The organism is Micromonospora sp. AKA38 (genome assembly GCF_027925725.1).
Lineage (GTDB): Bacteria > Actinomycetota > Actinomycetes > Mycobacteriales > Micromonosporaceae > Micromonospora.
This window is the reverse complement of sequence record NZ_BNEI01000007.1, coordinates 245178-269195: the sequence shown is the minus strand read 5'-3', so window position 1 is coordinate 269195 and position 24018 is coordinate 245178. Positions and strand designations below refer to the sequence as shown.

21 protein-coding genes, 1 tRNA gene and 1 pseudogene are annotated in these 24018 nt (G+C 71.1%); 10 read left to right on the top strand and 13 right to left on the bottom strand.

Annotation, left to right across the window (positions count from 1 at the left end; all coding sequences use genetic code 11):
* Positions 1 to 70: 70 nt before the first annotated feature.
* On the top strand, positions 71 to 607 hold the full coding sequence (locus TPA0908_RS28485) for an AAA family ATPase (RefSeq protein ID WP_281943210.1): 537 nt from the start codon (positions 71 to 73) through the stop codon (positions 605 to 607).
* A 219-nt stretch (positions 608 to 826) separates the two neighbouring features.
* On the opposite strand, the gene TPA0908_RS28480 is transcribed toward TPA0908_RS28485, so the two are convergent.
* On the bottom strand, positions 827 to 1405 hold the full coding sequence (locus TPA0908_RS28480) for a PLL family lectin (RefSeq protein ID WP_281943208.1): 579 nt from the start codon (positions 1403 to 1405) through the stop codon (positions 827 to 829).
* Between the two features lie 165 nt (positions 1406 to 1570).
* Here TPA0908_RS28480 and TPA0908_RS28475 point away from each other — a divergent pair, with 165 nt between their 5' ends.
* Positions 1571 to 4441, top strand: coding sequence for an AfsR/SARP family transcriptional regulator (locus TPA0908_RS28475; protein ID WP_281943206.1), 2871 nt, complete (start codon positions 1571 to 1573; stop codon positions 4439 to 4441).
* 507 nt (positions 4442 to 4948) lie between these two features.
* Here TPA0908_RS28475 and TPA0908_RS28470 read toward each other — a convergent pair.
* From TPA0908_RS28470 to TPA0908_RS28455, 4 genes are all read right to left on the bottom strand, one after another.
* Positions 4949 to 6211, bottom strand: a complete 1263-nt coding sequence (locus tag TPA0908_RS28470) for an ATP-binding protein (protein WP_281943204.1) — start codon at positions 6209 to 6211, stop codon at positions 4949 to 4951.
* Positions 6212 to 6353: 142 nt separating this feature from the next.
* Positions 6354 to 6920: a hypothetical protein gene (locus tag TPA0908_RS28465; RefSeq protein WP_281943202.1), complete on the bottom strand. Its 567-nt coding sequence runs from the start codon at positions 6918 to 6920 to the stop codon at positions 6354 to 6356.
* A gap of 94 nt (positions 6921 to 7014) precedes the next feature.
* Complete coding sequence (locus TPA0908_RS28460) at positions 7015 to 8427, bottom strand: DEAD/DEAH box helicase (protein WP_281943199.1); 1413 nt, start codon at positions 8425 to 8427, stop codon at positions 7015 to 7017.
* The gene (locus tag TPA0908_RS28455) at positions 8397 to 9362 is read right to left on the bottom strand and encodes a TOTE conflict system archaeo-eukaryotic primase domain-containing protein (protein ID WP_281943197.1); all 966 of its coding nucleotides are present in this window, start codon (positions 9360 to 9362) and stop codon (positions 8397 to 8399) included. Before TPA0908_RS28455 ends, TPA0908_RS28460 begins: the two co-directional genes overlap by 31 nt.
* A gap of 61 nt (positions 9363 to 9423) precedes the next feature.
* Between TPA0908_RS28455 and TPA0908_RS28450 the strand changes: the two genes are divergently transcribed.
* The 4 genes and pseudogenes from TPA0908_RS28450 to TPA0908_RS28430 all read left to right on the top strand — a co-directional run bounded on the left by TPA0908_RS28450 (position 9424) and on the right by TPA0908_RS28430 (position 12617).
* Positions 9424 to 9735 carry a hypothetical protein gene (locus TPA0908_RS28450; RefSeq protein WP_281943195.1) on the top strand — a complete coding sequence of 104 codons (312 nt, stop codon included), beginning with the start codon at positions 9424 to 9426 and terminating at the stop codon, positions 9733 to 9735.
* Between the two features lie 6 nt (positions 9736 to 9741).
* Complete coding sequence (locus TPA0908_RS28445) at positions 9742 to 10893, top strand: hypothetical protein (protein WP_281943193.1); 1152 nt, start codon at positions 9742 to 9744, stop codon at positions 10891 to 10893.
* Positions 10894 to 11259: 366 nt separating this feature from the next.
* Positions 11260 to 12437, top strand: a pseudogene (locus TPA0908_RS28435) (IS110 family RNA-guided transposase).
* Between the two features lie 104 nt (positions 12438 to 12541).
* A tRNA-Arg gene (locus TPA0908_RS28430) sits at positions 12542 to 12617 on the top strand.
* Between the two features lie 137 nt (positions 12618 to 12754).
* Here TPA0908_RS28430 and TPA0908_RS28425 read toward each other — a convergent pair.
* The 3 genes from TPA0908_RS28425 to TPA0908_RS28415 form a co-directional block, all read right to left on the bottom strand.
* Complete coding sequence (locus TPA0908_RS28425; protein WP_281943186.1) at positions 12755 to 12976, bottom strand: ferredoxin; 222 nt, start codon at positions 12974 to 12976, stop codon at positions 12755 to 12757.
* Complete coding sequence (locus tag TPA0908_RS28420; protein ID WP_281943184.1) at positions 12973 to 14178, bottom strand: cytochrome P450; 1206 nt, start codon at positions 14176 to 14178, stop codon at positions 12973 to 12975. The genes TPA0908_RS28425 and TPA0908_RS28420 overlap by 4 nt, the downstream gene beginning before the upstream one ends.
* A 170-nt stretch (positions 14179 to 14348) precedes the next feature.
* Positions 14349 to 15083, bottom strand: coding sequence for a class I SAM-dependent methyltransferase (locus TPA0908_RS28415; RefSeq protein ID WP_281943182.1), 735 nt, complete (start codon positions 15081 to 15083; stop codon positions 14349 to 14351).
* A 172-nt stretch (positions 15084 to 15255) separates the two neighbouring features.
* On the opposite strand from TPA0908_RS28415, the gene TPA0908_RS28410 reads away from it, so the two are divergent.
* The gene (locus TPA0908_RS28410) at positions 15256 to 16032 is read left to right on the top strand and encodes an HAD-IIB family hydrolase (RefSeq protein WP_281943180.1); all 777 of its coding nucleotides are present in this window, start codon (positions 15256 to 15258) and stop codon (positions 16030 to 16032) included.
* Between the two features lie 34 nt (positions 16033 to 16066).
* On the opposite strand, the gene TPA0908_RS28405 is transcribed toward TPA0908_RS28410, so the two are convergent.
* The gene (locus TPA0908_RS28405) at positions 16067 to 16912 is read right to left on the bottom strand and encodes an SDR family oxidoreductase (RefSeq protein ID WP_281943177.1); all 846 of its coding nucleotides are present in this window, start codon (positions 16910 to 16912) and stop codon (positions 16067 to 16069) included.
* Between the two features lie 165 nt (positions 16913 to 17077).
* Between TPA0908_RS28405 and TPA0908_RS28400 the strand changes: the two genes are divergently transcribed.
* Positions 17078 to 18865: an adenylyl cyclase gene (locus TPA0908_RS28400; RefSeq protein ID WP_281943176.1), complete on the top strand. Its 1788-nt coding sequence runs from the start codon at positions 17078 to 17080 to the stop codon at positions 18863 to 18865.
* A gap of 95 nt (positions 18866 to 18960) precedes the next feature.
* On the opposite strand, the gene TPA0908_RS28395 is transcribed toward TPA0908_RS28400, so the two are convergent.
* From TPA0908_RS28395 to TPA0908_RS28385, 3 genes are all read right to left on the bottom strand, one after another.
* Entirely contained in the window at positions 18961 to 19551 is a 591-nt protein-coding gene (locus tag TPA0908_RS28395) for an ATP-dependent Clp protease proteolytic subunit (protein WP_281943175.1), read from the bottom strand.
* Positions 19552 to 19775: 224 nt separating this feature from the next.
* A complete protein-coding gene (locus TPA0908_RS28390; protein ID WP_281943173.1) occupies positions 19776 to 20399 on the bottom strand; it encodes a helix-turn-helix domain-containing protein in 624 nt (207 codons plus the stop codon).
* Positions 20400 to 20506: 107 nt separating this feature from the next.
* Positions 20507 to 21541 (bottom strand): hypothetical protein, encoded by a 1035-nt coding sequence (locus TPA0908_RS28385; protein WP_281943171.1) that lies wholly within the window; start codon positions 21539 to 21541, stop codon positions 20507 to 20509.
* 176 nt (positions 21542 to 21717) lie between these two features.
* Here TPA0908_RS28385 and TPA0908_RS28380 point away from each other — a divergent pair, with 176 nt between their 5' ends.
* Positions 21718 to 22731, top strand: a complete 1014-nt coding sequence (locus TPA0908_RS28380; protein WP_107154879.1) for a potassium channel family protein — start codon at positions 21718 to 21720, stop codon at positions 22729 to 22731.
* Between the two features lie 39 nt (positions 22732 to 22770).
* Here the strand turns inward: TPA0908_RS28380 and TPA0908_RS28375 are convergent, their stop codons facing one another.
* Complete coding sequence (locus TPA0908_RS28375) at positions 22771 to 23244, bottom strand: MarR family winged helix-turn-helix transcriptional regulator (RefSeq protein WP_281943169.1); 474 nt, start codon at positions 23242 to 23244, stop codon at positions 22771 to 22773.
* Between the two features lie 83 nt (positions 23245 to 23327).
* On the opposite strand from TPA0908_RS28375, the gene TPA0908_RS28370 reads away from it, so the two are divergent.
* Complete coding sequence (locus TPA0908_RS28370; protein ID WP_281943167.1) at positions 23328 to 23969, top strand: FMN-dependent NADH-azoreductase; 642 nt, start codon at positions 23328 to 23330, stop codon at positions 23967 to 23969.
* Positions 23970 to 24018: the final 49 nt, after the last annotated feature.

The window sequence follows — 24018 nt, the reverse complement described above, 5'->3', positions numbered from 1 at the left end:
CCGCGCGCAAAAGCCCCCTTCGCGTCCCGGTGCTGCGGTACGGGCCGCCCGGCCCCGCAAGACCGCGCTGGTGGAGGCCGCGTTCCCGGATCTGCCCACCGTCGCCGGGACCGGCGACACCGTCGTGGAGGACTTCCTCGGCAACTTCATCCCACTGCCCGACGGCGGGTTCGAGTTCAGCTACGGACCCCTCGTCGCGGCGATGCGGGAGGGCCGGGCGTTGCTGGTTGACGACGCCACCTCATCGCGCCGAAGGTCCCTCGCCGTGCTGTATCCGGCGATGGGCGGCAGGCGGGTCATCACCATCCCCGGCTACCGCAACGAACGCGTCGAGGCCGCCGATGGTTTCTACGTCATCGCCGGGCACAACCCGGGCGTGCACGGCGCGGTGCTCACCGAAGCCCTCGCATCACGGTTCGACGTGCACATCGAGGTCGCCACCGACTGGGACCTCGCCCGCCACCTCGGTGTTCCCGCCCCGGCGGTACGGGCCGCGGTCGCGCTCAACGCTGACCTGGCCGCCGACCGTGTGACCTGGGCGCCGCAGCTACGGGAACTGCTCGGCTTCGCCCGGGTCCGCAAACCCACGGACTGGCGGCGGCCGTAGCGAACCTGGCCGGCATGCGCGCGTAGGGCGCCACGGGGCAGAGTCCACTGCCCGCCTGGAATCCGCTTGATGTTGTGCTCCGTGCCGCCCAGCCACTTGTGGAGGATCTCCGGCGTCCGATCTCCCGGAATGTCCCTCGCCGACGCTGAGTAGCCGGGTGGGGCGGGTGCCGCACGGCGCCCGCCCCACCCGACCTTCCGGTACGCGACCGGGCAGGGCCTACTGCCAGTAGTCCCGCCAGCAGCAGTTCGGCTTGTCCTGCCACTTGTAGTGCAGGGCGTTGTCGACGCCGGTCACCTTCACCCGCAGCGTGCCGCCGTTGGTGGAGAAGTAGTCCGCGTACACCCCCGTGTATGCCTTCAGTTGGCCGCCCAGCGACGCCCAGCCACTCCAGTCGCCGCCCGGTGTGAGCTGCCACTTGTGGTTCAGGTCGCCACCGGCCGCCCGGCCGAAGATCTCCAGGCGGCCGTCCTGGTTGTGGCTGACCCCGACACCACTGGAGACCACACCACCGAGGCTCCAGTTCCCGCTGGTGTACCCCGAGCCGGGGCTGGACTCCCAGCGGTGCCAGACAGCACCGTCGCTGCCGACCCAGAACTGTTCCTTCCGGTTGTCCTTGTTCGTTTCCGTGACCACCGCTCCCCAGTCACCCGCGTAGGCGGGGTGCGGTGCCGTGATGAGCGCGGCCACCATCATCGCGACCGCCAGCAGGGCAGCGCCCACCGCGTTCCGCAGGTTGGAAGCCCTCCCCCGTTGGTCCAGATCGGACCCGGCCCGTTCCCGTCGCACCATCTGCATCCGTCTCCGTCCTCTCGATCGGCTCAGGCCACGACCTCCGCGGTCCTGGGATGGATCCTGGGCGGGATCGGCTGTCGAATTGCTGCCGAAACCTTGCCGTGCCGCGGCCGACACCCGTATCCCTGAACAGATCGAAGAATCACCATTCGAGACGTCGGGGCAGACATGGTCACCTTTCGCCTGCTGGGGCCGGTGGCGGCCTGGGATCGCGACCAACAGATCGATCTTGGTCGGCCAAAACAACGTACGGTGCTTGCCGCCCTGCTTGTCAGCGCCGGCGTCGCCGTGAGCACCGACACCCTGGTGGATCGGGTCTGGGACGACAGCCCGCCGGCGCAGCCCCGAAAAGCGCTTCACGCCCATGTCTCGCGCCTGCGCGGCCTGCTCGGCAGGGTCGGCGGCCCGGACGGCAACCGGCCCCGGCTGGTCCGGCAATCCGGTGGCTACGCGATCGACGTGGACCCGGCCAGCGTCGACCTGCATCACGCCGCGCGGTTGGTCCGACAGGCCCGTGACCCCCGCACCGACGACCGACACCGGGTGTCGCTGCTGCGGACGGCGGTCGACCTGTGGCGAGACGAGCCGCTGGCCGGCATCTCCGGCCGGTGGGTCGAGCAGACCCGGCACGTCCTGCGCCAACAGCACATCGACACGGTCGTGGCATGGGCGCAGACCGAGCTGCGGCTGGGTAACGGTACGGTCCTCGTCACTCCACTCACCCATCTCACCGGCGAGTACCCGCTGACCGAACCGCTCGTCGCGGCTCTGATGCGAGCGCTGCACGCGGCCGGCCGAAGCGCCCAGGCCATCGACGTCTACACCGCTGCACGACTCCGGCTCGCCGAGGAGTTAGGGGCCGACCCAGGCCGGGAACTCCAGGACCTGCACATGGCGATCCTCCGCGGCGACCCGGCGACGACCCCTGACGCCGAGCCAGCGGCCGTTCGGGTCGGCCACCACCTGGTCGTCCCGGCCCAACTGCCCGCGGACGTGCCGGGCTTCACCGGCAGAGTCAACGCACTGGCCGCGCTGGACGACACCGTCGCCCGGGTCGTCACCATCACCGGAGCACCCGGCATCGGCAAGACCGCACTCGCTGTCCACTGGGCGCACCGGGTGGCCGGCCGGTTTCGGGACGGCGTCCTCTTCCTGAACCTGCGCGGCTTCGACCCGACGGGTAACGCCGTCGACCCGATCGAGGCGCTCGGCACCCTGCTGGCGGGACTCGGGGTGCCGGCCAGGCGGATGCCCGACGGGCTTGCCGCCCGGTCGGCGCTGTACCGCAGCACGACCAGCGACAGACACCTGCTCGTCGTGCTGGACAACGCGCGCAACGCGGAGCAGGTCCGCCCGCTGCTGCCGGCCGCGCCGGGCTGCCGCACGGTGGTGAACAGCCGCGACGATCTCGCCGGACTGGTCGTCGCGGACGGCGCCCACCCGGTCACGCTGGCACCGCTCGACGCGTCCGCCGCCGAGAGCCTACTGGCCGGCAAGGTCGGACGGGACCGGATCGAACACGAACGCGACGCGGCCAGCAGCATTCTCGATCACTGCGCCGGCCTGCCGCTGGCGCTGGCCATCGCCGCCGCCCGGACCGCCATCACGCCGACCTTGAGTCTGACCGACCTGGCGGGCCAGTTGGTCGCTGGTGACGCCGGACTCGACGGGTTCGCCGGCCGCGACCCCCGCACCGATCTTCGATCCGTGTTCTCCTGGTCCTACCTGGCGTTGGAGCCTCTCACCCGGACGATGTTCCGGTTGTCCGCCCTGCACCACGGGCCGGATCTCACCGTGCCGGTCGCGGCCAGCCTCACCGGAGCCGCGCCCGACGCCGCCCGCCGGGCCCTCGGCGAGCTGTGCGCGGCCCGGCTCGCCGACGAACACCGGCCCGGCCGGTACCACACCCACGACCTGCTCCGCGTCTACGCCGCCGAGCTTCTCCGCGTGCACGACCCAGCCGAGGCGCATTCCGCGGCGGTCGGCCGGTTGCTCAACCACTACCTCAGCACCGCACACACCGCCACGGGCATCCTCGACCCGCTCCGTGCCCTGCCGCCGCCCCCGCCCCCGGCGCCGGACGTGGCGCGGGTCGCCATCGGCGACCGAAAACAGGCCCTGTCCTGGTTCCGCGACGAACACGCGGCGTTGGCCGCCACCGCCCGGCAAGCCGCCGCACTCGACCTGCTCGTCGAGGCATGGCAGCTCAGCTGGCATGTCGCCGGCTACTACGAAGCCCAGGGGTGGCGGGGCCAGTGGCTCGACCTCCAGCATGGCGCGCTGCGGCTCACCGAACGCATTGGCGATCCCACCGTCACCGCACACACGCATCAGAACCTTGCCGCCGCCTGCTCGGCCCAACGCCGGATCGCAGAAGCCGACCGGCACTTCGCCCGGGCCCTCGACCTGTTCACCCGAACCGGTGACCGGCATGGCCAGGCCCGCGTCCACAGCGGCCTGGGGGTACTGGCCAGCCACCGCGGCCAACTCCAGCGAGCCGTCGAACACACCGAACTGGCCCACGGGCTCTACGCCGACGTCGGTGACCGGGTCGGTCTCGCCCGCACCCACAACAACCTCGCCGCCCTGCACACCGAGCTGCGGCAGTACCACACCGCGCTGCGGCACTGCCGCCTGGCGCTCCGGCTGCACCAGGGACTCGGTGATCGCGCCGGCCAGGCGTACCTGTTCGACAGCCTCGGCACCCTGCTCTACCGGCTCGGCCGGTATCGCACCGCCGTCACCTGCCTCGAAGCCGCTGTCGAGGCCAGTGAGGAGAACGGCATCCTGCTGTCCCTGGCGTACGCCCTCGACCACCTCGGTGACGTGCACCGGGCCCTCGCAGACCACCCTCTCGCCCGCCTGCACTGGCAGAAGGCCCGCGACCTCTTCGAGACGTTCGCCGAGCATGACACCGCCGCCATCAGGGACAAGCTCGAGGGCTGTCTCGCTGCTAGAGATCCACAGACTCACCCAGGACCTCGACAAGGACACGGTGGTGGCCAACCGCAGCGCGGCTCATGTCGCGGCCTCGCATAGGGTCGGGTTGGTTGGAAGTCACGGGTGGCGCGGCGGCGGGCAGGCGGGTCGGCCAGGTTGAGTTTGCCCCGTGATCTTCGGTGATGTGCTCGGTGTGTGCTCTCCAGCGGATGCCAACCGGGGTGAACCGGTGCCAACGCGGGTTACCGCGGCCGACCGCCGGTCGCAAACCGGGGTCCGTGTGCTCCGGGTGTGGTCCTGAGCTGGGAGAACGGCGGTCCGGGGAACGTGGGCGAACGCGGGCCACTCCCTGCCACCCCAGGTGAACCCCCAGGTCGCTAGACTAGGCCCTCGCGCCCTCGTAGCTCAGGGGATAGAGCATCGGTTTCCTAACCCGACGCTCCGCCGGTGTCCGCAGGCTGACAACCTGCGGCTTTTCACTTCTTGGCCTCGTGTGCTGGTCGGTGTGCGGGCTTGGCTTGCTGCGATCGCTTGCTGAAGATCAGCAGGCCACGCCCTTCGGTCCTCGGTGGCCCTGACCGGCTGAGGAGTGACCTGCGGGCGAGGTCAGTCTGCTGTCGAGGCGGAAACCTGCCACAGGGCACTTACCGGCATTGCGCGGAGTCTGTCGCCGAACGGCAGCGTGGAGGTTCCGGTATAGAGGACGATGCCGGCGATGAAGTCGTCGCCGAGGCGGTCGGCGAGTCGGCGTAGACCGCGGAAGTCGTCGGGTCCGACGGTGGTGGCAGCTTTGACTTCGATTCCGACCACCTGGCCGGTTCGGTTCTCCAGCACCGCGTCGACTTCGTACCTGCTCTGGTCGCGGTAGTGGGACAGGTCGACGAACTGCTCGGACCAGGTGAGCTGCCGGGACAACTCGGACAGGACAAATGACTCGAGCAGCGGACCGAACGGTGCGCCCGGCCGGAGCAGTGCCCGGGCGTCGGTCGCGATCTCGTTGGCGGCGATGCCCGAGTCGACGAAGATCAGTTTTGGCGCGGCGGTGGCGCGGGTGCCCAGGTTGCGGGACCAGCCGGGGATCCGTTTGATCAGGAAGATCTCTTCCAGGGCTTGGAGGTAGCGGGCGATCGTCGGCCGGCTCAGTCCGAGGGCGGATTCGAGGGAGTTTGCGGCGATGATGGTCGCGGATCTGGCCGCGAGTAGGCGTATCAGCTTGCGTAGCTCGCCCTTGTGCTGGATGTCGGACAGTTGCCGGACGTCGCGGTCGATGAGCGCTTGGACGTAGGCGTCGAGGAATCGTTGGCGGCGACGTGGGTCGGTGCGGGTGGTCGCCTCGGGTAGGCCGCCGCGCACGATCCTGGCCGCGTAGTCGGCGCGGCTCACGTCCGACTCGTGTCGCAGGTCCGGGCCGAGCGCAAAGATGGCGTCGATGAATCCATCCGGCGCTGCGTCGAGTTCGCCTTGGGAGAACGGCCAGAGTTCGACGGTTTCCATACGGCCGGGCAATGCGTCCGGGGCGGCAACCATGCCGAACAACCGTGACGAGCCGGTGAGCAGATACCGGCCCGGACGAGGGTCTTCGTCGACTGCTGCCTTGATGGCCAGCAGTAGTTCCGGAGCGCGCTGGATCTCGTCGATGACCAGGAGTTCGGAGGAGTCCACGAACCCGACCGGGTCGGCGATCGCCGCCGCCCGGTCCTGAGCCCGATCAAGATCGCGGCGCTCGGCGAGACGATCGCCGGCAACGAGGCGAACCAGGGTGCTCTTGCCTGCTTGGCGTGCTCCGCTGATCAAGACGACGCGGGTGTCCGCCAGAGCGGCATCGACCTGCGCGGCGGCGCGGCGGGGGATCAGGTGCGGTGTGGGCACGGCACCATCATAACGGCCGCATTTTCGATCTGCGAGGATCTCGGCTTTCGATATGCGGAAGGAGGTGCGTTCGGTACGCGGTCATTTGGTGTTCGATCTGCGGGGCCACGCGGGTGAGCCGGTTCGTGGAAGGGGTCCACGGCTACGTCGCGTTGTTGACGGTCGCGGCGAGTTCGGGGAAGGCGTCCTCCCAGCGCTGGCGGAGCTGGGGTGGCAGCCAGAGGGTGGGCCAGAGTCGCCGAAGGAGGTCGGCGTCGAGCCAGGTGTGCAGATCCTCGACGGTGCTGGCTTCGGTGAGCACCACCTTGTACATGCTGGCCAGGCGTGCGGTCCGGTTCAGGTCGTACTCGCCGTGCCCGGACCGGTCGAGGTGACGCGGGAGTGTAACCATGCCGTCGGTCGGGCCCTGCAGTTGGGCAAGGGTTTCGGCCACCAGGTAGGGCTTGCGGTCACCATAGGGCCCGTAGTCGGCCGGCGGCTGGGGTGAGGTCCTTCGTCGGCTGATGTTGGTCGCCCGTCGGACTTCCGGTCGGAGTGCCTGACGGATGGTCTCTCGGCTGTATCCGGTGACCCGCTGCAGATCGACCGGCCGCCATCCGGCCGCGTGAAACGCCCGCAGCTGCTCGTCCCGCTCGGTCAACGCAGCCGCCCGCGTCGCCTCGTACCGAGAGACAACCGCCTGCAGCTCATCCTCGGAGAACCGGCCCACACCCGTCAGCCTACTACGCTAGGCCCAGCACGCTTGGCGTCTGGTCGTCTCTCTGTCACCGTGGGACCAGTCTGGTGATCGCGATGGGATGCACTCACTGTCTGATGAAGCCGAGGGCCCGGTATCCGGGCGTGCGGCGTGGGAGTGAGGCGGCGAGGATAGGTGCGGCCGGGTCGTGGTAGTCGTGGGCTTCGGCGAGGTCCTTGCCGGGTGCGGCGCGGATGACGCGGCCGGCGCATTGGACGAGTAGGCCGTCGTAGGAGATCGGGCCGGCGAGGAAGAGGGTGTCGAGGGCGGGGGCGTCGAAGCCTTCGCCGATGAACGGTGTGGTGCCGATGACGAGCAGGCCGTCACCGGCCTTGGCGCCGTCGAGCCGGTCAACGACGGTCCGCCGTTCGCGGGTGCTCATCGCGCCTTGGAGCACGAGCGGCTGGTGTCCGCGTGCGGCGAGCAGAGCGGTGAGTGCCCCGACCTGGGCGACCCGTCGGGTCAGCACGAGACAGTTGCGGCCGCGCGCCAGGGCCGCGGCGACGTCATCGGCGATCTGGGTGTTGCGGGGCTCGTCGAGGGCCAGCCGTCGGTGCACCTCGGCGAGCGCGCCGGGCGCGTCCAGGTCGACGTCGCCGGGCTGGAATGTGGTCTCGTGGATGAACAGCGCTCGCCGGGGTCCGGCGTCGGTGTGCATCGCGGCAGCGAGGGTGCCTTGTTCTTCGTCGGTCAGGGTGTGGCGGACGGGTCCGAGTTGCCAGGTGACGAGTTGTCCGAGGCCGTCGCGTCGGGTGGGGGTGGCGGTGAGGCCGAGCCAGAACTGCGCGGCGATCCGTTTGACCGAGTGCTCGTAGGCTGCGGCGCCGAGGTGGTGGCATTCGTCGACGATGACGTGCCCGTACTCCTGGGTCAGGGTGGCTACGTCGCCGCGTCGAGCGAGGGAGGGCAGCAGTGCGACGTCCACCGTGCCGGTGAGCTTGCGTCGGCCGCCGCCGAGTTGCCCGGGCTTGATGCCGAGGAACTGCTCGATGCGCGTGCGCCACTGGTCCGCGAGGGCTTTGCGGTCGACGAGGACGAGGGTGGAGGTGTTGCGTTCGGCGATCAGGGCGCAGGCCATGACGGTCTTGCCGGAGCCCGGTGGGGCGACCAGGATTCCGTCGTCGTGGGCGAGAAGTGCGCCGACCGCGTTGGCCTGTCTGCTGGTGAGTTCGGCGGTGAACGCGGTGTCGATCTCGGTCCCGGAGTTTCGTGCGTCCGTGACGGCCAGCCGTGACCCGGCGCGCTCGACAATGGTGGCGATGGTGTGCCGCAGGCCCCGCGGGAGAACCAGGCGGTCATCGAGGGTGAGGTCGTAGCCCTGGATGAAGCGTGGGGTGTCCCAGGTGGACTTGCGGAGCCGCTGCAACTCGTAGAACTTCGGGTTAGCCATGGCGGCGGCGTGCTTGAACGTCGCCAGCGCGGCGGGGGTGAGCTGCCTGGCGTCGATGCTCAGCCCGGCACCGGCCTCCGCGTGGACCACCGGAGGCAGCGGTGGATGGACCTGGGTGCGGCAGACCGGCTCATCGTAGCGACGTCCGCGCCGGTGAGGGCTTGCTTGGCCTGCCGGGCGACGTGTTCGGCGTCGCCGGGGCTGAGCCGGTCCAGTGTTGACAGGAACGCCCACTGGTCGGCGTGCGGCTCGAGGGTGCCGAGGTCGAGGAAGGTGGTGAGTCCGTCCTTGCGGCGGCGGCCCTGCAGGGGTGCGGCGATGAGGTTGCCGAAGCCACCCTCGGGCAGGACGTCCTGGTTGGGGAAAAGCCGGTCGTACGACCGCAGATCCATCGACCCGCGCAGCACCATCGCCTCCCGCAGCAGGACCGTGCCGACGGCCCGCGCGGTGGCCGCGGCAACAGCACCGGTGAGGAAGACCCACACGTGGGCACCGCGGCCTGACTGGGAGATCTCCAATCCGGCCGGCACCGCGCTGGCTCGCGCCGCCTTCACGTACGCGAGGGCGTCGAGCATCGCCGTCGGCCCGTCGAAGTCGGCCACGACGAAGTGGCAGGTGTTGCCGGGCATCAGCGGGTACATGCCCATGAACACGTCGCCGACCAGATGCGTCGCGACGACCTCCGTCGTACGGGGCAGGTAGGTGGCACCGCGCCGGTCCATACCCTTGCGCCAGCCGCCGGCGACCGCGGGCATCCACCCGGCAGCGCCGGTACGGGCGTTGTCCCACCGCACGGCGTACACGTCGGTCCGGGCTCGGAACCGGTCGGCAAACAACGCCAGCTTGTCCCGGGTGGGCGAAGCCATGGTGACCAGCCCCGGCGGCTCCACCGGAGCGGACAACTGTTCTGGCGCCGCAGTCGTGTCCTGGCCGCGCAACTCCAGCAGACGTCCCAGCCGGGCGTTCTCCGCCCGTAACCGCTCCACCTCCCGCCGAAGATCGACGAACTCGGCCACCGAACCCATGCCAACCATCCTCGCGCGTCAGGCTTCGAACACCTCGGCACCGGTCCGCTATCCTCCGCCGATGGCATCGAAGGGCAGCGCCGCGCTGGAGGCGATGATCGAGGAAGCTACTGTCGACACGGACGATTACGACGATGAGCGCGCCGGCCTGTTCAACATGATCGAGGAGCATCTGGCGGTGCCGTTCACCACCACCGTCCTTGGCGTCGAGGTCACCGTGCGCAAGATCGAACTAGCCGCGAACAGCATCGTCGCGGTCTGCGCCCGAGGCCACCACCGGCAGAAGATTGATCTACTCGACCTGCCGCTACCCACCCCCGCGCCGGACGGTGCGGGGTGGATCGACGCCTACCGGCACTGGGCCGGAAGGTAGGCCACGGTGAGCGAGTACCAGTACTACGAGTTCACCGCCGTCGACCGGCCCCTCACCGGCCGGGAGCGGGCCGAGTTGCGGTCGCTGACCACCCGGGCCGACATCACCGCCACCAGCTTCGTCAACACCTACGAGTGGGGCGACTTCAAGGGCGACCCGCGAACGCTCATGGAACGGTACTTCGACGCGCACCTGTACCTGGCGAACTGGGGCACCCGCCAGCTCATGCTGCGGCTACCGAAGAACGTGCTCGACCCCGCCACCGTCGCCCGGTACTGCCAGGGTGACAGCGCATCCGCCTGGACCGCCGGCACACACGTCATCATCGACCTCCACGACGAGGACGAGGACGGCGCCGACGAGTGGGACCTCGACGGCCACGGCCTGCTCGCCTCCATCATCCCCGTCCGGGCCGGCCTCGCCGCCGGCGACCAGCGCCTGCTCTACCTGGCCTGGCTCCGCTGCGTACAGTCCGCCGAGATCGCCGACGACGAACCCGAACCGCCCGTCCCGGCCGGACTGGGCACCCTCGACGCGCCCCTCACCGCCGTCGCCGAGTTCCTGCGCATCGACCCCGACCTGATCGCGGCCGCGGCGGCCGGATCGTCGCCGGTCGCCTCCGGTGAACCGACCGCTGCGCAGCTACGCACCTGGGTCGTCGGGCTGCCCGCCCCGGACAAGGACGCCATCCTGGCCGACCTGATCACCGGCGGTGACAGCCACCTACGCAGCCGACTGCTACGCCGCTACCGCGACGAACACCGCACCGATTCCCCCGCCCCGGCAGCCATCCGCACTGCCGGGCGACTGCTCGCCACCGCCGCGGAGTTGCGCGCCGAACGGGAACGACGGGACGCCGAGCAGCACGAACGCGACCGGATTCGCCGCGAACGGTCCGCTGCGGCAGCACGGCAACGACACCTTGACACCCTCGCAGTCGACCAACCCGCCGCCTGGCAGCGGGTCGCCGAACTCATCGCCACGAAGAAACCCCGTGAGTACGACACCGCCGTTCAACTCCTCGTCGACCTGCGCGACCTCGCTGAACGAGACGGAGACAGCACATCGTTCCGAAGTCGCCTGGCCGAGCTACGGACGGTGCACGCCCGCAAGCCCAGCCTGCTCGAACGCCTCAACCGCACAGGTCTCGAAACCTGACGCATGGTTCCCCGCTGACCGTCGCCAAGGTGCGACGAGGATCGTGGAGGGCCGGTGCGGCGTGCCAGCGTGACGCCCCAGACAGTCGACGCCGGCGGCGGTGCGCTCCAGGCGTCCGTCGGGACCCGCAACCAGACATCGAACCGTGTCGTTTGCAGGGGTGGACCCGGAGGGTCGGGTGACTGTCTGGGTGTGTGCCGCCTATGTCATGGCCAGCTAGGAGTAGGACGCCCCGACCCTCGCTGATGACCGCTGTATCAGCACTGGATGGAGACTTGCGACCGATCGCCCTTTCCGAAGTTGTGGCTACTGAACCGCGGCGGGTCCACACCCCCTGACCAGCACGAGCGAAAAGGGTGATGCCCGGTGGGCAGCCTGTGGGCCGGCGTCGACGTCGGCAAGACCCACCACCACGTGTGCGTCGTCGACGACGACGGCACCGTCGTTTTGTCCGAGAAGATCCCCAACGACCAGCAGGCCATCTCCGGCATCGCCGGACGGCTCGGCAAACGCCGTAAGCCGATCCGCTGGGCCGTCGACCTGCCCGGCGGACCCGCGTCGCTGGTGCTGGCGGTCCTGTTCGACCGGGGCGCGGACGTGCGCTACGTCAGCGGCACGGTCACCTCGCGGATGGCGGAGGCCTTTCACGGCAAACGCAAGACCGACGCCCACGACGCCTACGTCATCGCCCAGACCCTGCGCATGCGGACGGGGTGCAGCAGCAGTTGAAGCTGCTCGTCTCCCGCCGACTCGACCTGGTCGCCGACCGGGTCCGCATCACCGCCCGCATCCAGGACCTACTGACCATGATCAGCTCCGCCCTGGAGAAGACGCTGAACCTGCGCAGCAAGGGCGCGCTTCGGCTCCTCGCGCAGTGGCAGACCCCCGGCGGACTGCGCCGCGCCGGTGAAGCCCGCATCCTGGACTACCTACGCCAGCACGGCGTGCGGGCCGCCAAGGCGCTGACCGTCAAAGTCCTCACTGCCGCGCGGACGCAGACCGTCGCCGTCGCCGGAGAGGCCACTGCGGCCGGGATCGTGGCGCAGATGGCCGCCGACCTGGAAGCGGTCAACGACCGGATCACCGCCATCGAGGAAACCATCGCCGGCATCGTCGCGGAGCACGAGCTGGGAGAGATCGTCACCAGCCTGCCCGGCATCGGCACCACCCTCGCCGCCGAGTTCCTCGCCTACGCCGGCACCCTCACCACCTACGCCAGCCCCGCAGCGCTCGCCGCCCACGCCGGCCTCGCGCCCATCTCCCGGGACTCCGGCCGCAGGCAGGGCCACCAGGTCCGACCCCACCGTTACCACCGAGGGCTGCGCCGGGTGTTCAGCATGTCCAGCTTCACCGCGCTGACCCACTGCCCACGATCACGCGCCTACTACGACAAGAAAAGAGCCGAAGGGAAAACCCACCGTCAAGCCACCGCCGCCCTGTCTAGACAACGCCTCAACGTCCTCTGGGCCTGCATCCGCGACAAGACCCCCTACCAGCCCAAACAACCAAGATCAGCAGAGGTGGCGCTGTGCGAACTCGCGTAGAGACTCCCTGGGCTGGGCGAACAGGGGTCCGGGTGACGTGGGTGAACGTGGGCCACTCCCTGCCACCCCAGATGAACCCCCAGGTCGCTAGACTGTGCCCTCGCGCCCTCGTAGCTCAGGGGATAGAGCATCGGTTTCCTAAACCGTGTGTCGCAGGTTCGAATCCTGCCGGGGGCACCAGTACGAGGCCCTGACCAGCAAAGAGCTGACCAGGGCCTTGCTCTTCGTCTATCTGAATCTGCATTACGCCCCGAAACCCTCAGTGACCCACGACCCGCGGGAACGACTCCGGTGCGTCGAGGCCAGGCGTCGTCGCGTCAGGCGGGAGCAACCAGCTCACCGTCGTCGCCGAGTACCGTGATCGCTTCGACCGGGCACGACTCGGCGGCGTCGATCACCGTCTCGTCCGGTTCGACGGTTGCCGCGATCGGGGTGGCCGACCCGGACTCCAGCCGGAAGTGGGCCGGCGCCATGCCGACGCAGCCACCCGATCCGATGCAGCGCCGTGCGTCGACGGCGATCCGCCAGCCGGCGCTCACCAGGCCACCGGCATCCGGGCCAGACCTCGGACGATCATGCCGCTCTTCCAGGTGAGTTCCGGCTCGGGGACGGCGATCCGCAGCTCGGGCAGCCGGGCGACGAGCGTGCCGATCCCGACCTGTAGCTCCATCCGGGCGAGCTGGGCCCCCAGGCAGTGGTGCACGCCGTGCCCGAAACCGATGTGCGGATTGGTCTCCCGACCGAGATCGAGGCGATCGGGGTCGGCGAAGACGGTCTCGTCGCGGTTCGCCGACGAGATCGAGCCGATCACTGGTTCCCCGGCCCGCACCAGCACTCCACCGACCTCGATGTCCTCGGTGGCGTACCGGGCGAATGAGGATGCCACCCCGAGCGGGACGTAGCGCATCAGCTCCTCGATCGCGGTCGGCACCCGGGCGGGGTCGGCCCGCAGCCAGGCCATCTGTTCCGAGTGGGTGAGCAGGACGTACGCGAAGTTCGGCAGTTGGGTGACGGTGGTCTCGTGGCCGGCGGCGAGCAGCCCGGCGGCGAGCTGCACGATCTCCTGCTCGGTGAACCGGTCCTGGTCCTCGTCGCGCGCCCGCACCATCGCGCAGATCAGGTCGTCGGTGGGCGCCCGGCGTCGCTGCTGGACCAGCTCGCCGATGTACGCGTACAGGTTGTCGAGGTATTCCTGGATCCGCTCGGGCGGCAGCGAGGTGGTCGAGACGATCGCCTCCGACCAGACGTGGAACAGGTGTCGGTCGGCGAACGGCACCCCGAGCAGCTCGCAGATCACCTGGATGGGCAGCGGGGTGGCGAAGTGCTCCACCAGGTCGGCCGGCGGCCCGCCCACCACCATGGCATCGATGAGTTCGTCGGCGATCTGCCGGGTGCGGGGCCGGAGCTGCTCGACTCGGCGGGCGGTGAACGCCTTGGCGACCAGCCGCCGCAGCCGGGTGTGCTCCGGCGGATCCATCGACAGGATGCCGCCCTCGATCTGCCTCGGGGTGAGCCGCGGCTCGTCCCGGCCGACGCTGGCGGCCCGGCTGAACCTCGCGTCACCGAGGACGGTCCGTACGTCGGTGTGCCGGGTGGCGAGCCATGCCTCCTCGCCGAACGGCAGCCGCACCCGGATGAGCGGCTCGGTGCGCCGCAGCTCGGCGTAGCGCGGGTCGAGGTGGAGCCGGTCGGGAGGGCTGAACGGGTACGGCTGCGCGGTGACCTCGGCGACGTCCGGCATTGGTCAACCCCCGAAGCAGATCGGGTCACCCACGGACCAACCCGGGGTGATCAACCTATAGTGACGTGTCGATTGCTGATCGTAGCGGAGGGTGTGGATCGGTGCCAGTGGCCGGGTGACGTGATCGGCCGGACGTGCCGGTGACGAGCGCCTTCGTCATCGGGGAGCGCTCAGGCCAGCCGGTAGACCGACACGTGGGAGCGGGACTCCTCGGTGAACTCCGCGCCGGACCAGTCGGCGTGCCGGCTCTCCAGCGTGAAGCCGGCCAACTGGCCCATCAGGTCCAGTTCGGACGGCCAGATGTAGCGGTGCGGGGTGCGGAAGACCCGTGCCTCGCGGCCGTCGCCGAAGTGGAAGTGGTGCGACACGACCCGCTGGCGCAGCACGTCGTAGGTGTCCAGGCCGATGTAGCCGGCCTCGGTGTGCCACACGGTCGCCTGCTGGCCCGGGGGCAGCTTGCGCAGCTCCGGCACCCACAGCTCGATCACGAACCGGCCGCCCGGCCCGAGGTGCCGCGCCGCGTTGCGGAAGCAGGCGACCTGCTGGTCCTGGTCGAGCAGGTTGGCGATGGTGTTGTAGACCAGGTAGACCAGGCTGAACTCGCCCGGCACGGTCGCGCCGGCCATGTCGCCGACCACCACCGGGACCGTGGCGGCGTCGACCTTCGTCCGCAACTGCTCCACCATGGGTACGGAGAGTTCGATCCCGCTGACCGGTACGCCGCGCGCGGCGAGTGGCACCGCCACCCGGCCGGTGCCGATGGCGAACTCCAGGGCCCGTCCGGTCCCGGCGAGCGCGGCGAGCCGGTCGACGGTGGGGCCGAGCACCTCTGGCGCGAACATCCCGGCGCCCGGCGTGTCGTAGCGTCGGGCGGCCTCGCCGTCCCAGATCTCGTCCTGGCGCATCGGCTCACCATCGACGTCGAGGACGCCGCGTGTCCAGCGCTTTCCGGTCGTCGTACGCGGCCTGCTTGTTACTCTCCGTCAATGGGTGGAGCCCCCGGGCGCTCAGGAACGCGTCAGGCCGCATCGGTACCCTGCTAGTCCCGACCAGCCCGCGACGACACATGAGGTATTCGTGAACGATCTTCGAGTGGTGGCGTTCGACCTCGACGACACCCTGGCGATTTCCAAGTCCCAGATCGATCGTCGGATGGCGGGCCTGCTCGGTCACCTGCTCACCGAGGTGGACGTCCTGATCATCTCCGGTGGCCGGTTCGAGCAGTTCCAGTCGCAGGTGCTGGCCCACCTCGATCTCACCGAGGAGCAGCGCGACCGGCTGCACCTGATGCCGACCTGCGGCACCCGCTACTACCGCTGGTCGTCCGGCGACTGGCGGCTGGTCTACGCGGAGGATCTGAGCGAGGCGGACAAGGCCCGGGTGATCGCCGCGCTCACCGAGTCGGCGCAGGCGCTCGGGCTGTGGGAGACGAAGACGTGGGGCGACATCGTCGAGGACCGGGGCAGCCAGATCACGTTCTCCGCGCTCGGGCAGTCCGCTCCGCCGGCGGAGAAGTACGGCTGGGACCCGGACGGCAGCAAGAAGAAGCGGCTGCGCGACGCGGTCGCCGCGAAGCTGCCCGACCTGGAGGTCCGGAGCGGCGGCTCGACCTCGATCGACGTGACGCGCCAGGGTGTGGACAAGGCGTACGGCATGCGGAAGCTGCTGGAGCACCTCGATCTGAAGATCGACAACGTGCTGTTCGTGGGGGATCGGCTGGATGTGGGCGGCAACGACTACCCGGTCAAGGCCATGGGCATCCGCAGCGTCGCGGTGACCCGGTGGGAGGAGACCGCGGACTACGTCGAGACGCTCGTCGACGACCTCGTGAAGCAGCGCGCCGACCGCGCCTGACCGCCGTTCGGGGCGGCCGGGCGCGGCGGCGTCGTCAGCGTGCGGCGCGGATCACCTCGGCCAGCGTGGTCGGGGCGCGGCCGAGCAGCTTGGCGAGATCGTCGCCGACCTCCAGTTCGCCCCGGGCGAGACCGAGGTCGCTGTCGGCGAGCACGGCCGCGTACCCCTCGGGCAGGCCGGCGGCGACCAGCACCTCGGTGTAGCGGTCCGCCGGCAGGTCGGTGTAGCCGACGGGCGCGCCGGTCTGCCGGGCCACCTCGGCGGCGAGGTCGGTGAGCGTGAACGGCGCGCCGCCCAGCTCGTACACCTGCTGGTCGTGACCTTCTGAGGTGAGCACCACGGCGGCGGCCTCGGCGTAGTCCGCGCGGGTGGCGGCGCTGACCCGCCCGTCGCCCGCCGCGCCCGCCACCCCGTGCTCCCGGTACGCGTCGAGCTGGTCGGTGTAGTTCTCCAGGTACCAGCTGTTGCGCAGGAAGACGTACGGCAGCCCGGAGTCGCGGATGAGCCGTTCGGTGTCCCGGTGCTCGCCGGCCAGCCGCATCTCGGCGGTGTCGGCGTGGGCGATGCTGGTGTAGACGACCAGCCCGACGCCGGCCTCCCGGGCGGCGGTGACCACGTTGGCGTGCTGGGGTCGACGTCGACCGACCTCGCTGCCGGAGACGAACATCAGCTTCTCGGCTCCGGCGAGGGCGGCCCGGAGCGAGTCGGGGTCGTCGTAGTCGGCCGGGCGGGTGACGACGCCTTGGCCGGCGAGGTCGGCCAGCCGTTCGCGGTCGCGGCCGATCGCCACGATCTCCCCGGCCGGTACGCCGCGGTCGAGCAGCGCGGTGACGATGAGGCGGCCGAGCTGGCCGGTGGCCCCGGTGACGGCGATGGACATGCGCGCTCCCTGTGGTTGCGAGTTCAACTTCTTGGGTCAACCACCGCCGCGCCGCGATGCTTCCCGGTTCCGGAACCGGCGGGCTCTGGTGGGATCGACGGGGATGCGGTAGGAACGGCGAGAGAGCGCTCTCCGCTCTCCTTCCACCACCGAACAGGCAGGCAGATGCGATCATCCGACCCCTCCCGCCGCCGCTTCCTCGCGCTCACCGCCTCGGCGGCCTCGCTCACCGCCCTCGGTCTCCCGGCCGGTGCCGCCGTCGCGTCCCCGACCGCGCGGCCCGCCCGCGAGCCCGATTTCGGCCCGAACGTCTTCGTCTACGACCCGAGCACCCCGACCGAGGAGATCCAGTCCACCCTGGACCGGATCTTCACCGCCCAGGAGCACAACGAGATGGGCGCCGACCGGTACGCCGTGCTGTTCAAGCCCGGCCGCTACGAGGTGGACGCCCGACTCGGCTACTACACCACCGTGGCCGGGCTCGGCGCCCACCCGGACGACGTGGAAATCCACGGCGCGGTCCGGGTGATCGGCCAGCCCGACCCGAACTCGCCCGCCGGCATCTCCGCGCTGACCAACTTCTGGCGCTCGGCGGAGAACCTCGCCGTCACCCCGACCGACTGGTCGAACCAGTGGGCCGTCTCCCAGGCGTCGCCGATGCGCCGGGTGCACGTCAAGGGCGTGCTCTGGCTGGAACCCGGCAACGGCGGCTACTCCAGCGGCGGCTTCATCGCCGACTCCAAGGTGGACGGCATCACCATCAACGGCTCCCAGCAGCAGTGGCTCACCCGGGACAGCGAACTCGGCGGCGAGTGGACCAACGGCGTGTGGAACCAGGTCTTCTCCGGCGTGGTCGGCGCGCCCGCGCAGGGCTTCCCCGACCCGCCGTACACCACGCTGCCGACCAGCCCGGTGATCCGGGAGAAGCCGTACCTCTTCGTCGACCGCGCCGGCTGCTGGCGGGTGGCGGTGCCCCGCCTGCGCCGCGACACCGCGGGCACCACCTGGGGCGCCGGCGGCGCGCCGACGCCGTCGCTGCCGCTTACCGACTTCTTCATCGCCCGGCCCACCGACACCGCGACGCGGATCAACACCGAACTCGCCCGGGGCCGCCACCTGCTGCTCACCCCCGGCGTCTACCGCCTGGACCGGGCGCTACGGGTCCGCCGGCCGAACACCGTCGTGCTCGGCCTCGGCATGCCCAGCCTCGCGCCGGTCACCGGCGACGCGGCGCTGCGGATCGAGGACGTCGACGGGGTACGGATCGCCGGGGTGCTCGTCGACGCCGGGCCGGTCGAGTCGGAGGTGCTGGTCGAGGTCGGTGGGCGGCACAGCCACCGGGCGCACGCCGACAACCCGATCTCGTTGCAGGACGTCTTCTTCCGCGTCGGCGGTCCGTCCGCCGGCCGGGCGGTGACCAGTCTGGTGGTGCACAGCCGGCACACGCTGATCGACAACATCTGGGCCTGGCGGGGCGACCACGGCCAGCCGGGCACCATCGGCTGGGACGTCAACACGGCCGCCACCGGGGTGGTGGTCAACGGCGACGACGTCACCGCGTACGGGCTCTTCGTCGAGCACTACCAGCGCTGGCAGACCCGCTGGCACGGCGAGCGCGGCCGGACCGTGTTCTACCAGAGCGAGCTGCCCTACGACCCGCCGAGCCAGGCGGCCTGGCGCAGCCCGACCGGCGACGGCTGGGCCTCCTACCGGGTGGCCCCGCACGTCCGCACGCACGAGGCGTGGGGGCTGGGCGTCTACGCGTACTTCAACCAGGGCGTGGACATCCGCTGCGACCGGGCGATCGAGGCGCCGCGCCGGGCCGGCGTACGGTTCCACGACGCGATCACCGTGTTCCTGAACGGCAGCGGCGGGATCGAGCGCACGATCAACGAGGCCGGCACCCCGGTGGTCGGCTCGTACGGCACCAGCCCGGTGGTCAGCTACCCCTGACCGGCGGCGGTGGCCCGGACGGCCCCGGTCCGCGCGGCCGGGGCGGTCCGGGTGGGCCGCCGATCACCGGGAAACTTCGAGTTCAAAGCAGAGGCTCAGCCGGCGAGCTGGTCGACCCGGGAGAGGACCTGGTCGACCAGCCCGTACTCGCGGGCCTCCTCGGCGGTGAACCAGCGGTCCCGGTCCCAGTCGCGCTGGATCTCCTCCAGCGTGTGCCCGCTGTGCCGGGCGATCAGCTCCTGCATGGTGTGCTTCACGTGCAGCATGTTCTCGGCCTGGATGGTGATGTCGGCGACCGTGCCGCCGAACCCGCCGGAGGGCTGGTGCATCATGATCCGCGAGTGCGGCAGCGCGAACCGCTTGCCCGCCGTGCCGGCGCAGAGCAGGAACTGCCCCATCGAGCCGGCCATCCCGAGCGCCAGCGTCGCCACGTCGTTCTTCACCCACCGCATGGTGTCGTAGACGGCCATCCCGGCGCTGACCGAGCCGCCCGGCGAGTTGATGTAGAGGTAGATGTCCCGCTCCGCGTCCTCGGCCGCGAGCAGCAGGATCTGCGCGCAGATCTGGTTGGCCGAGTCGTCGGTGACCTCGGTGCCGAGGAAGATGATCCGTTCCTTGAGCAGCCGCTCGAAGACCCGGTCGCCGAAGACCGGCTGCCTCTCGTCCCGCATCCAGATGCCACTCATGACTGCCCACCTCCGTGACGCCGGTGGGCGGGGACCGCCCGGCGAGCCGGCGGTCTCCAGCGTCCGCCGGGCGCACCCGCGCGGCCCAGGCTTTCTGCCCCGGGCAGACTCGCCCTCGGCAGAACCGGGTCGGCGCCGCCGGTCGGTGCGGGCCGCACCCCGGTCGTCCGTCGCGGCGACCGGCGCCACGCCCGGTCGGCGTTCGTCGGCCCCGACCGTGGGCGCTACGCCGCGACCGGGCGCCGTCGGGCCGCGCGGGCCCGGCGCCGGGCCAGCGCCGGTGAGGTACGCGGGCGCGGGCGCGCGGCCGGCGTCGGGATCAGCCAGATCCGGATGCCGGTGCCGAACAGCTCCGGTGCGTGGCCGAGCGGCGGGCCGACCGGCGTGGGGGACACGCCCATCGGGCGCAGCCCGCCGCCGAGCAGCGGGGTCGACCGGACCGGGTGCGCGGTGTGCGGCGGCGTGACCGGCCGGGCCGGATGCGGCGCGTTCGGGCCGCCCGGGCGTCGGGTGGCGTGCAGGCGGGGCGGGCCGACCCGGAGCTGCGGGCCGCGGCGGGCCGCGGGCACCCGGTCGAGCCGGGCCAGTGGCACCCCGGGACCGACCGGCGTGGGCCGCTCCCGGCGCAGCTCGTCGCGCGCCTCCTCCAGCAGGTCGGCGAGGTGGATGCCGAGCGCCCGGCAGATCGCGGCCAGCACCTCGGAGGAGGCCTCCTTACGCCCGCGCTCGACCTCGGAGAGGTAGGGCAGGGAGACGCCGGCCGCCTGCGCCACCTCGCGCAACGTGCGGCCCTGACGCAGGCGGATCCGCCGCAGCACCCCGCCGATCACCCGTCGCAGCAACGACATGCCGGCCTCCTCGCGGTCGCCGTTCGCCGACGCTACCCATCATGCCCCGTCCCGCCGGCGTGGACCGGCCCGGTCGGCCCCCGTAATGCCGACCGGGCCGGGGTCGGTCAACGCCAGACGACCGCTCGGCTGTGGAAGCTCGGCGAGAGGAAGTCCGCCTGGCCGACGATCAGACCGGCGTCGTTGACGTTGATCGCGACGCTGCCCACCGCCCCGTCCGGCAGTGGCAGCAGCTGGGAGCCCGCCGTCGGTGTGGGCCAGAGCATCGCCCGGCCGCCGGTGCCGTCGGTGCCGACCACCAGACCCGAGTCGTTCACGGCCTGCGCGGTGGGGGACGCCGAACTGGTGGACAGCCGGCGCATCGTCGTACCGTTCCAGAAGAACGCGGCGAACGCGCCGTCCGCGGTCCGGCTGGTGCCGACCACCTGACCGAGATCGTTGATGCCGCTCGCGTCGCTGGTGGGACCGCCGAGGGTGCCGAGCGGCCGGACGACCCCGTTGCGCCACACGAAGGCCTGGTTGACGAACGGCGGGTCGGTCCAGTCCCGGTAGCCGTAGGTGCCGGCGACCGTGCCCGCCTCGTTGACCGCGACGGCGCTCGCACCCGGCGGCGCGTCGATGGTGATCTCGGTGTTGCCGGTGCGGACGAACGCCCGCCGCCCGGCGAAGCTGTCGGTGACGTGATAGACGCCGACCACCCGGTCCCCGGCGGTGTCGTACGCGACGGAGAAGATGCCACCGGTGAGGCCGAGGTCCTGGATCTTCCCGTCGACCCAGGCCACGGCGTGGCTGCTGCCGTCCGCGGCCTGGGCGGTGCCGACGATGCGGCCCCGCTCGTCGATCGCCTGGGCCTGACTGTTCGGCCCGCCGAGCGTGCCCAGGTCCTCGATCCGCCCGTTCAACCAGCGGACCGCGTGCCAGTAGCCGCTGGCCAGTTCCGCCGACCCGACCACCACCCCGGCCGGGTTGACGTCGTACGCCGTGCTGCCCCGGCCGGTCAGCGACGGCAGCACGACGGCGGTGCGCTTCGCCGTCGGCATCGCCGAGGCGGGCGTCGGCGTGCCCGCCACCGCGGGTGAGGGGCCGACCAGAGCCATCCCGACGACCACGGCCAGCGTGGTCAGTGCCGCACCTGTACGCATCCGACTCCCCTCGTCACATCCGTCGGGTCGAGTCTCACCCCCTGGGGCGTCGACGGATGTGACGAGATCCTTACCGCTTGCGGTGCGGGGGCCGGTCCCACGGCCCGCCCGGCCGACTCCCGGCGTACCCGCTATCTTGAGGGCGTGCAGGCGACGGTGGCGGAGCGGGACCGACGGTGATCCATTTTCCCGCGCAACGGCGGGGGCCGCTGAGCGCGCTGAGCCTGCGCCTGCTCGCCGCCCTCGGCCTGGTCTTCGCCACCGTCTTCGTGGTCTGGCTCGACCGCGACGGCTACCGCGACGTCAACGAGGACGGCCTGACGCTGCTCGACTGCTTCTACTACACGGTGGTCTCGCTCTCCACCACCGGGTACGGCGACATCACGCCGGCCAGTCCGTCGGCCCGCCTGATCAACGTCCTGTTCATCACCCCCGCCCGGGTGCTCTTCCTGATCATCCTGGTCGGCACCACCCTGGAAGTCCTGACCGAGCAGTACCGGACCGGCCGTCGCCTGTCGCGGTGGAGGAGATCCGTGAAGGACCACGTCATCATCTGCGGCTACGGCACCAAGGGCCGCAGCGCGGTCTCCGCGCTGCTGGAGAACGGGGCGGACAAGTCCAAGATCGTGGTGGTCGAGCGAAGCGGGCCGGCGCTGCGCCAGGCCACCTCGAACGGGCTGGTGACGATCGAGGGCTCGGCGACCCGCTCGTCGGTGCTGGAGGAGGCGCACATCCGCACCGCCAAGGCGGTCATCATCGCGACCGACAGCGACGACGCCTCGGTGCTGGTGGCGTTGACCGTCCGGCAGCTCACCGCCGGTCAGGTGCGGATCATCGCGGCGGTCCGGGAGGCGGAGAACGCGCCGCTGCTCAAGCAGAGCGGCGCGCACCACGTGATCGTCTCGTCGGCCACCGCCGGTCGGCTGCTCGGCCTCTCCACCTCGGCCCCGCCCCTGATCGACGTGGTGGAGGACCTGCTCACCCCCGGTCAGGGCATGGCGTTGGCGATGCGCTCGGCCGAGCGCAGTGAGGTGGGCCGCTCGCCGCGTGAGCTGGAGTCGCTTGTCATCGCACTGGTCCGGCGCGGCAAGGTGGTCGCGCTGAACGACCGGGCCGGTGCGGTGATCGAGACCGGCGACATGCTGGTTCACGTCCGCGACGACCGCCCGCAGGCGACCACCACGGCCTGAGCGCCGTCGACCGTCCCGGCGTGACCGGCGCCGGCCCGGTCAGCAGGCGTCCGGGCTCTCCGTGACCGCTTCGGTGCAGGTCGGGGCGCAGCCCTGGCTGGCCCGCCGGAGCAGGTCGTAGAGCAGTTCCCGCTCGTCGGGCGCCAGCGCGCCGAGCACCTCGTCCTCCGCGTCGGCGAGCGCGCACTCGGCCTCGCGGATCCGGGTGGTGCCCGCCCCGGTGAGGCTGACGACGTGCCGCCGGCGGTCGGTCGGGGAGCGACGGCGCTCGACCAGGCCCGCCGACTCCAGGTCGTTGAGCAACCCGACCACGTTGGTGCCGTCGATCTGGAGCGTGCCGGCCAGCCCCTGCTGGCTGATGTCGCCCGAGTCACGCAGCACGGTGAGCGCGACCAGGTGCCGGACGCGCAGGCCGAGCGGGGTCAGCACCGATTCCGAGCGCAGCCGCATCCGTCGGGCCAGGTGCTGGAGCAGCGGCCCGGAGCGGCGCTCGTCGGCGGGCTCGGCTGGCATGTGACCCAGTCTACGGCGAACAAGGAACATCGACCTGCTATAAATGGTTCGTGCTACACGAACGATCGATGGAGGAGTAAACGATGGCCCACCTGTTGCACATCGACTCGAGCATCAACGGTGAGCGGTCGGTCAGCCGTCGCCTCACCGCCCGCGCGGCCGACGCCTGGCGTGCCGCCCACCCCGGCGGCACGGTCACCTACCGGGACCTCGGTCAGGACCCGGTGCCGCACCTGGACACCGCCGGCGGTCTCGCCCGGGCGGTGCCGCCCGACCAGCACACGCCCGAGCAGCGCGCGTCCTGGCGGGTGACCGAGGACCTGGTGGGCGAGGTCCTGCGCGCCGACACGATCCTGCTCGGCCTGCCGCTCTACAACTTCGGCCCGCCCAGCAGCGTGAAGGCCTGGGTCGACCACCTGATCGCGCCCGGTCTCGCGCTCGACCCGGCCACCGGCGCCGGGCTGCTCGGCGGTCGTGAGTTCATCGTGCTCGGCACCCGGGGCGGCGGCTACGGCGCGGGCACCCCGCGCGCCGGCTGGGACCACGCCGAGCCCTGGCTGCCGCACGGACTGTCGCGCACCGGCCTGGAGCCGCGGTTCATCTCGGCCGAGCTGACCCTGGCCCCGGTCAACCCGGCGATGGCCGAGCTGGTCCCGCTGCACGAGGCGAGCCTCGCCGCCGCCGAGCGGGCGATCGACGAGCTGTGGGTGCCGGCGGCCGTCTGACCGATCCGGGAACCGCGAAAGGGCGGGCCGTCCCCCCGGGGACGGCCCG

Excerpts from the sequence above, each read along its gene's own strand:
- TPA0908_RS28390 (WP_281943173.1), bottom strand. The coding sequence starts at position 20,399 with ATGTCGTTGCTGCGACGGGTGATCGGCGGGGTGCTGCGGCGGATCCGC.
- TPA0908_RS28405 (WP_281943177.1), bottom strand. The coding sequence starts at position 16,912 with ATGTCCATCGCCGTCACCGGGGCCACCGGCCAGCTCGGCCGCCTCATC.
- TPA0908_RS28475 (WP_281943206.1), top strand. The coding sequence starts at position 1,571 with ATGGTCACCTTTCGCCTGCTGGGGCCGGTGGCGGCCTGGGATCGCGAC.
- TPA0908_RS28370 (WP_281943167.1), top strand. The coding sequence starts at position 23,328 with ATGGCCCACCTGTTGCACATCGACTCGAGCATCAACGGTGAGCGGTCG.
- TPA0908_RS28480 (WP_281943208.1), bottom strand. The coding sequence starts at position 1,405 with ATGCAGATGGTGCGACGGGAACGGGCCGGGTCCGATCTGGACCAACGG.
- TPA0908_RS28400 (WP_281943176.1), top strand. The coding sequence starts at position 17,078 with ATGCGATCATCCGACCCCTCCCGCCGCCGCTTCCTCGCGCTCACCGCC.
- TPA0908_RS28420 (WP_281943184.1), bottom strand. The coding sequence starts at position 14,178 with ATGCCGGACGTCGCCGAGGTCACCGCGCAGCCGTACCCGTTCAGCCCT.
- TPA0908_RS28375 (WP_281943169.1), bottom strand. The coding sequence starts at position 23,244 with ATGCCAGCCGAGCCCGCCGACGAGCGCCGCTCCGGGCCGCTGCTCCAG.
- TPA0908_RS28395 (WP_281943175.1), bottom strand. The coding sequence starts at position 19,551 with ATGAGTGGCATCTGGATGCGGGACGAGAGGCAGCCGGTCTTCGGCGAC.
- TPA0908_RS28450 (WP_281943195.1), top strand. The coding sequence starts at position 9,424 with ATGGCATCGAAGGGCAGCGCCGCGCTGGAGGCGATGATCGAGGAAGCT.
- TPA0908_RS28385 (WP_281943171.1), bottom strand. The coding sequence starts at position 21,541 with ATGCGTACAGGTGCGGCACTGACCACGCTGGCCGTGGTCGTCGGGATG.
- TPA0908_RS28415 (WP_281943182.1), bottom strand. The coding sequence starts at position 15,083 with ATGCGCCAGGACGAGATCTGGGACGGCGAGGCCGCCCGACGCTACGAC.
- TPA0908_RS28455 (WP_281943197.1), bottom strand. The coding sequence starts at position 9,362 with ATGGGTTCGGTGGCCGAGTTCGTCGATCTTCGGCGGGAGGTGGAGCGG.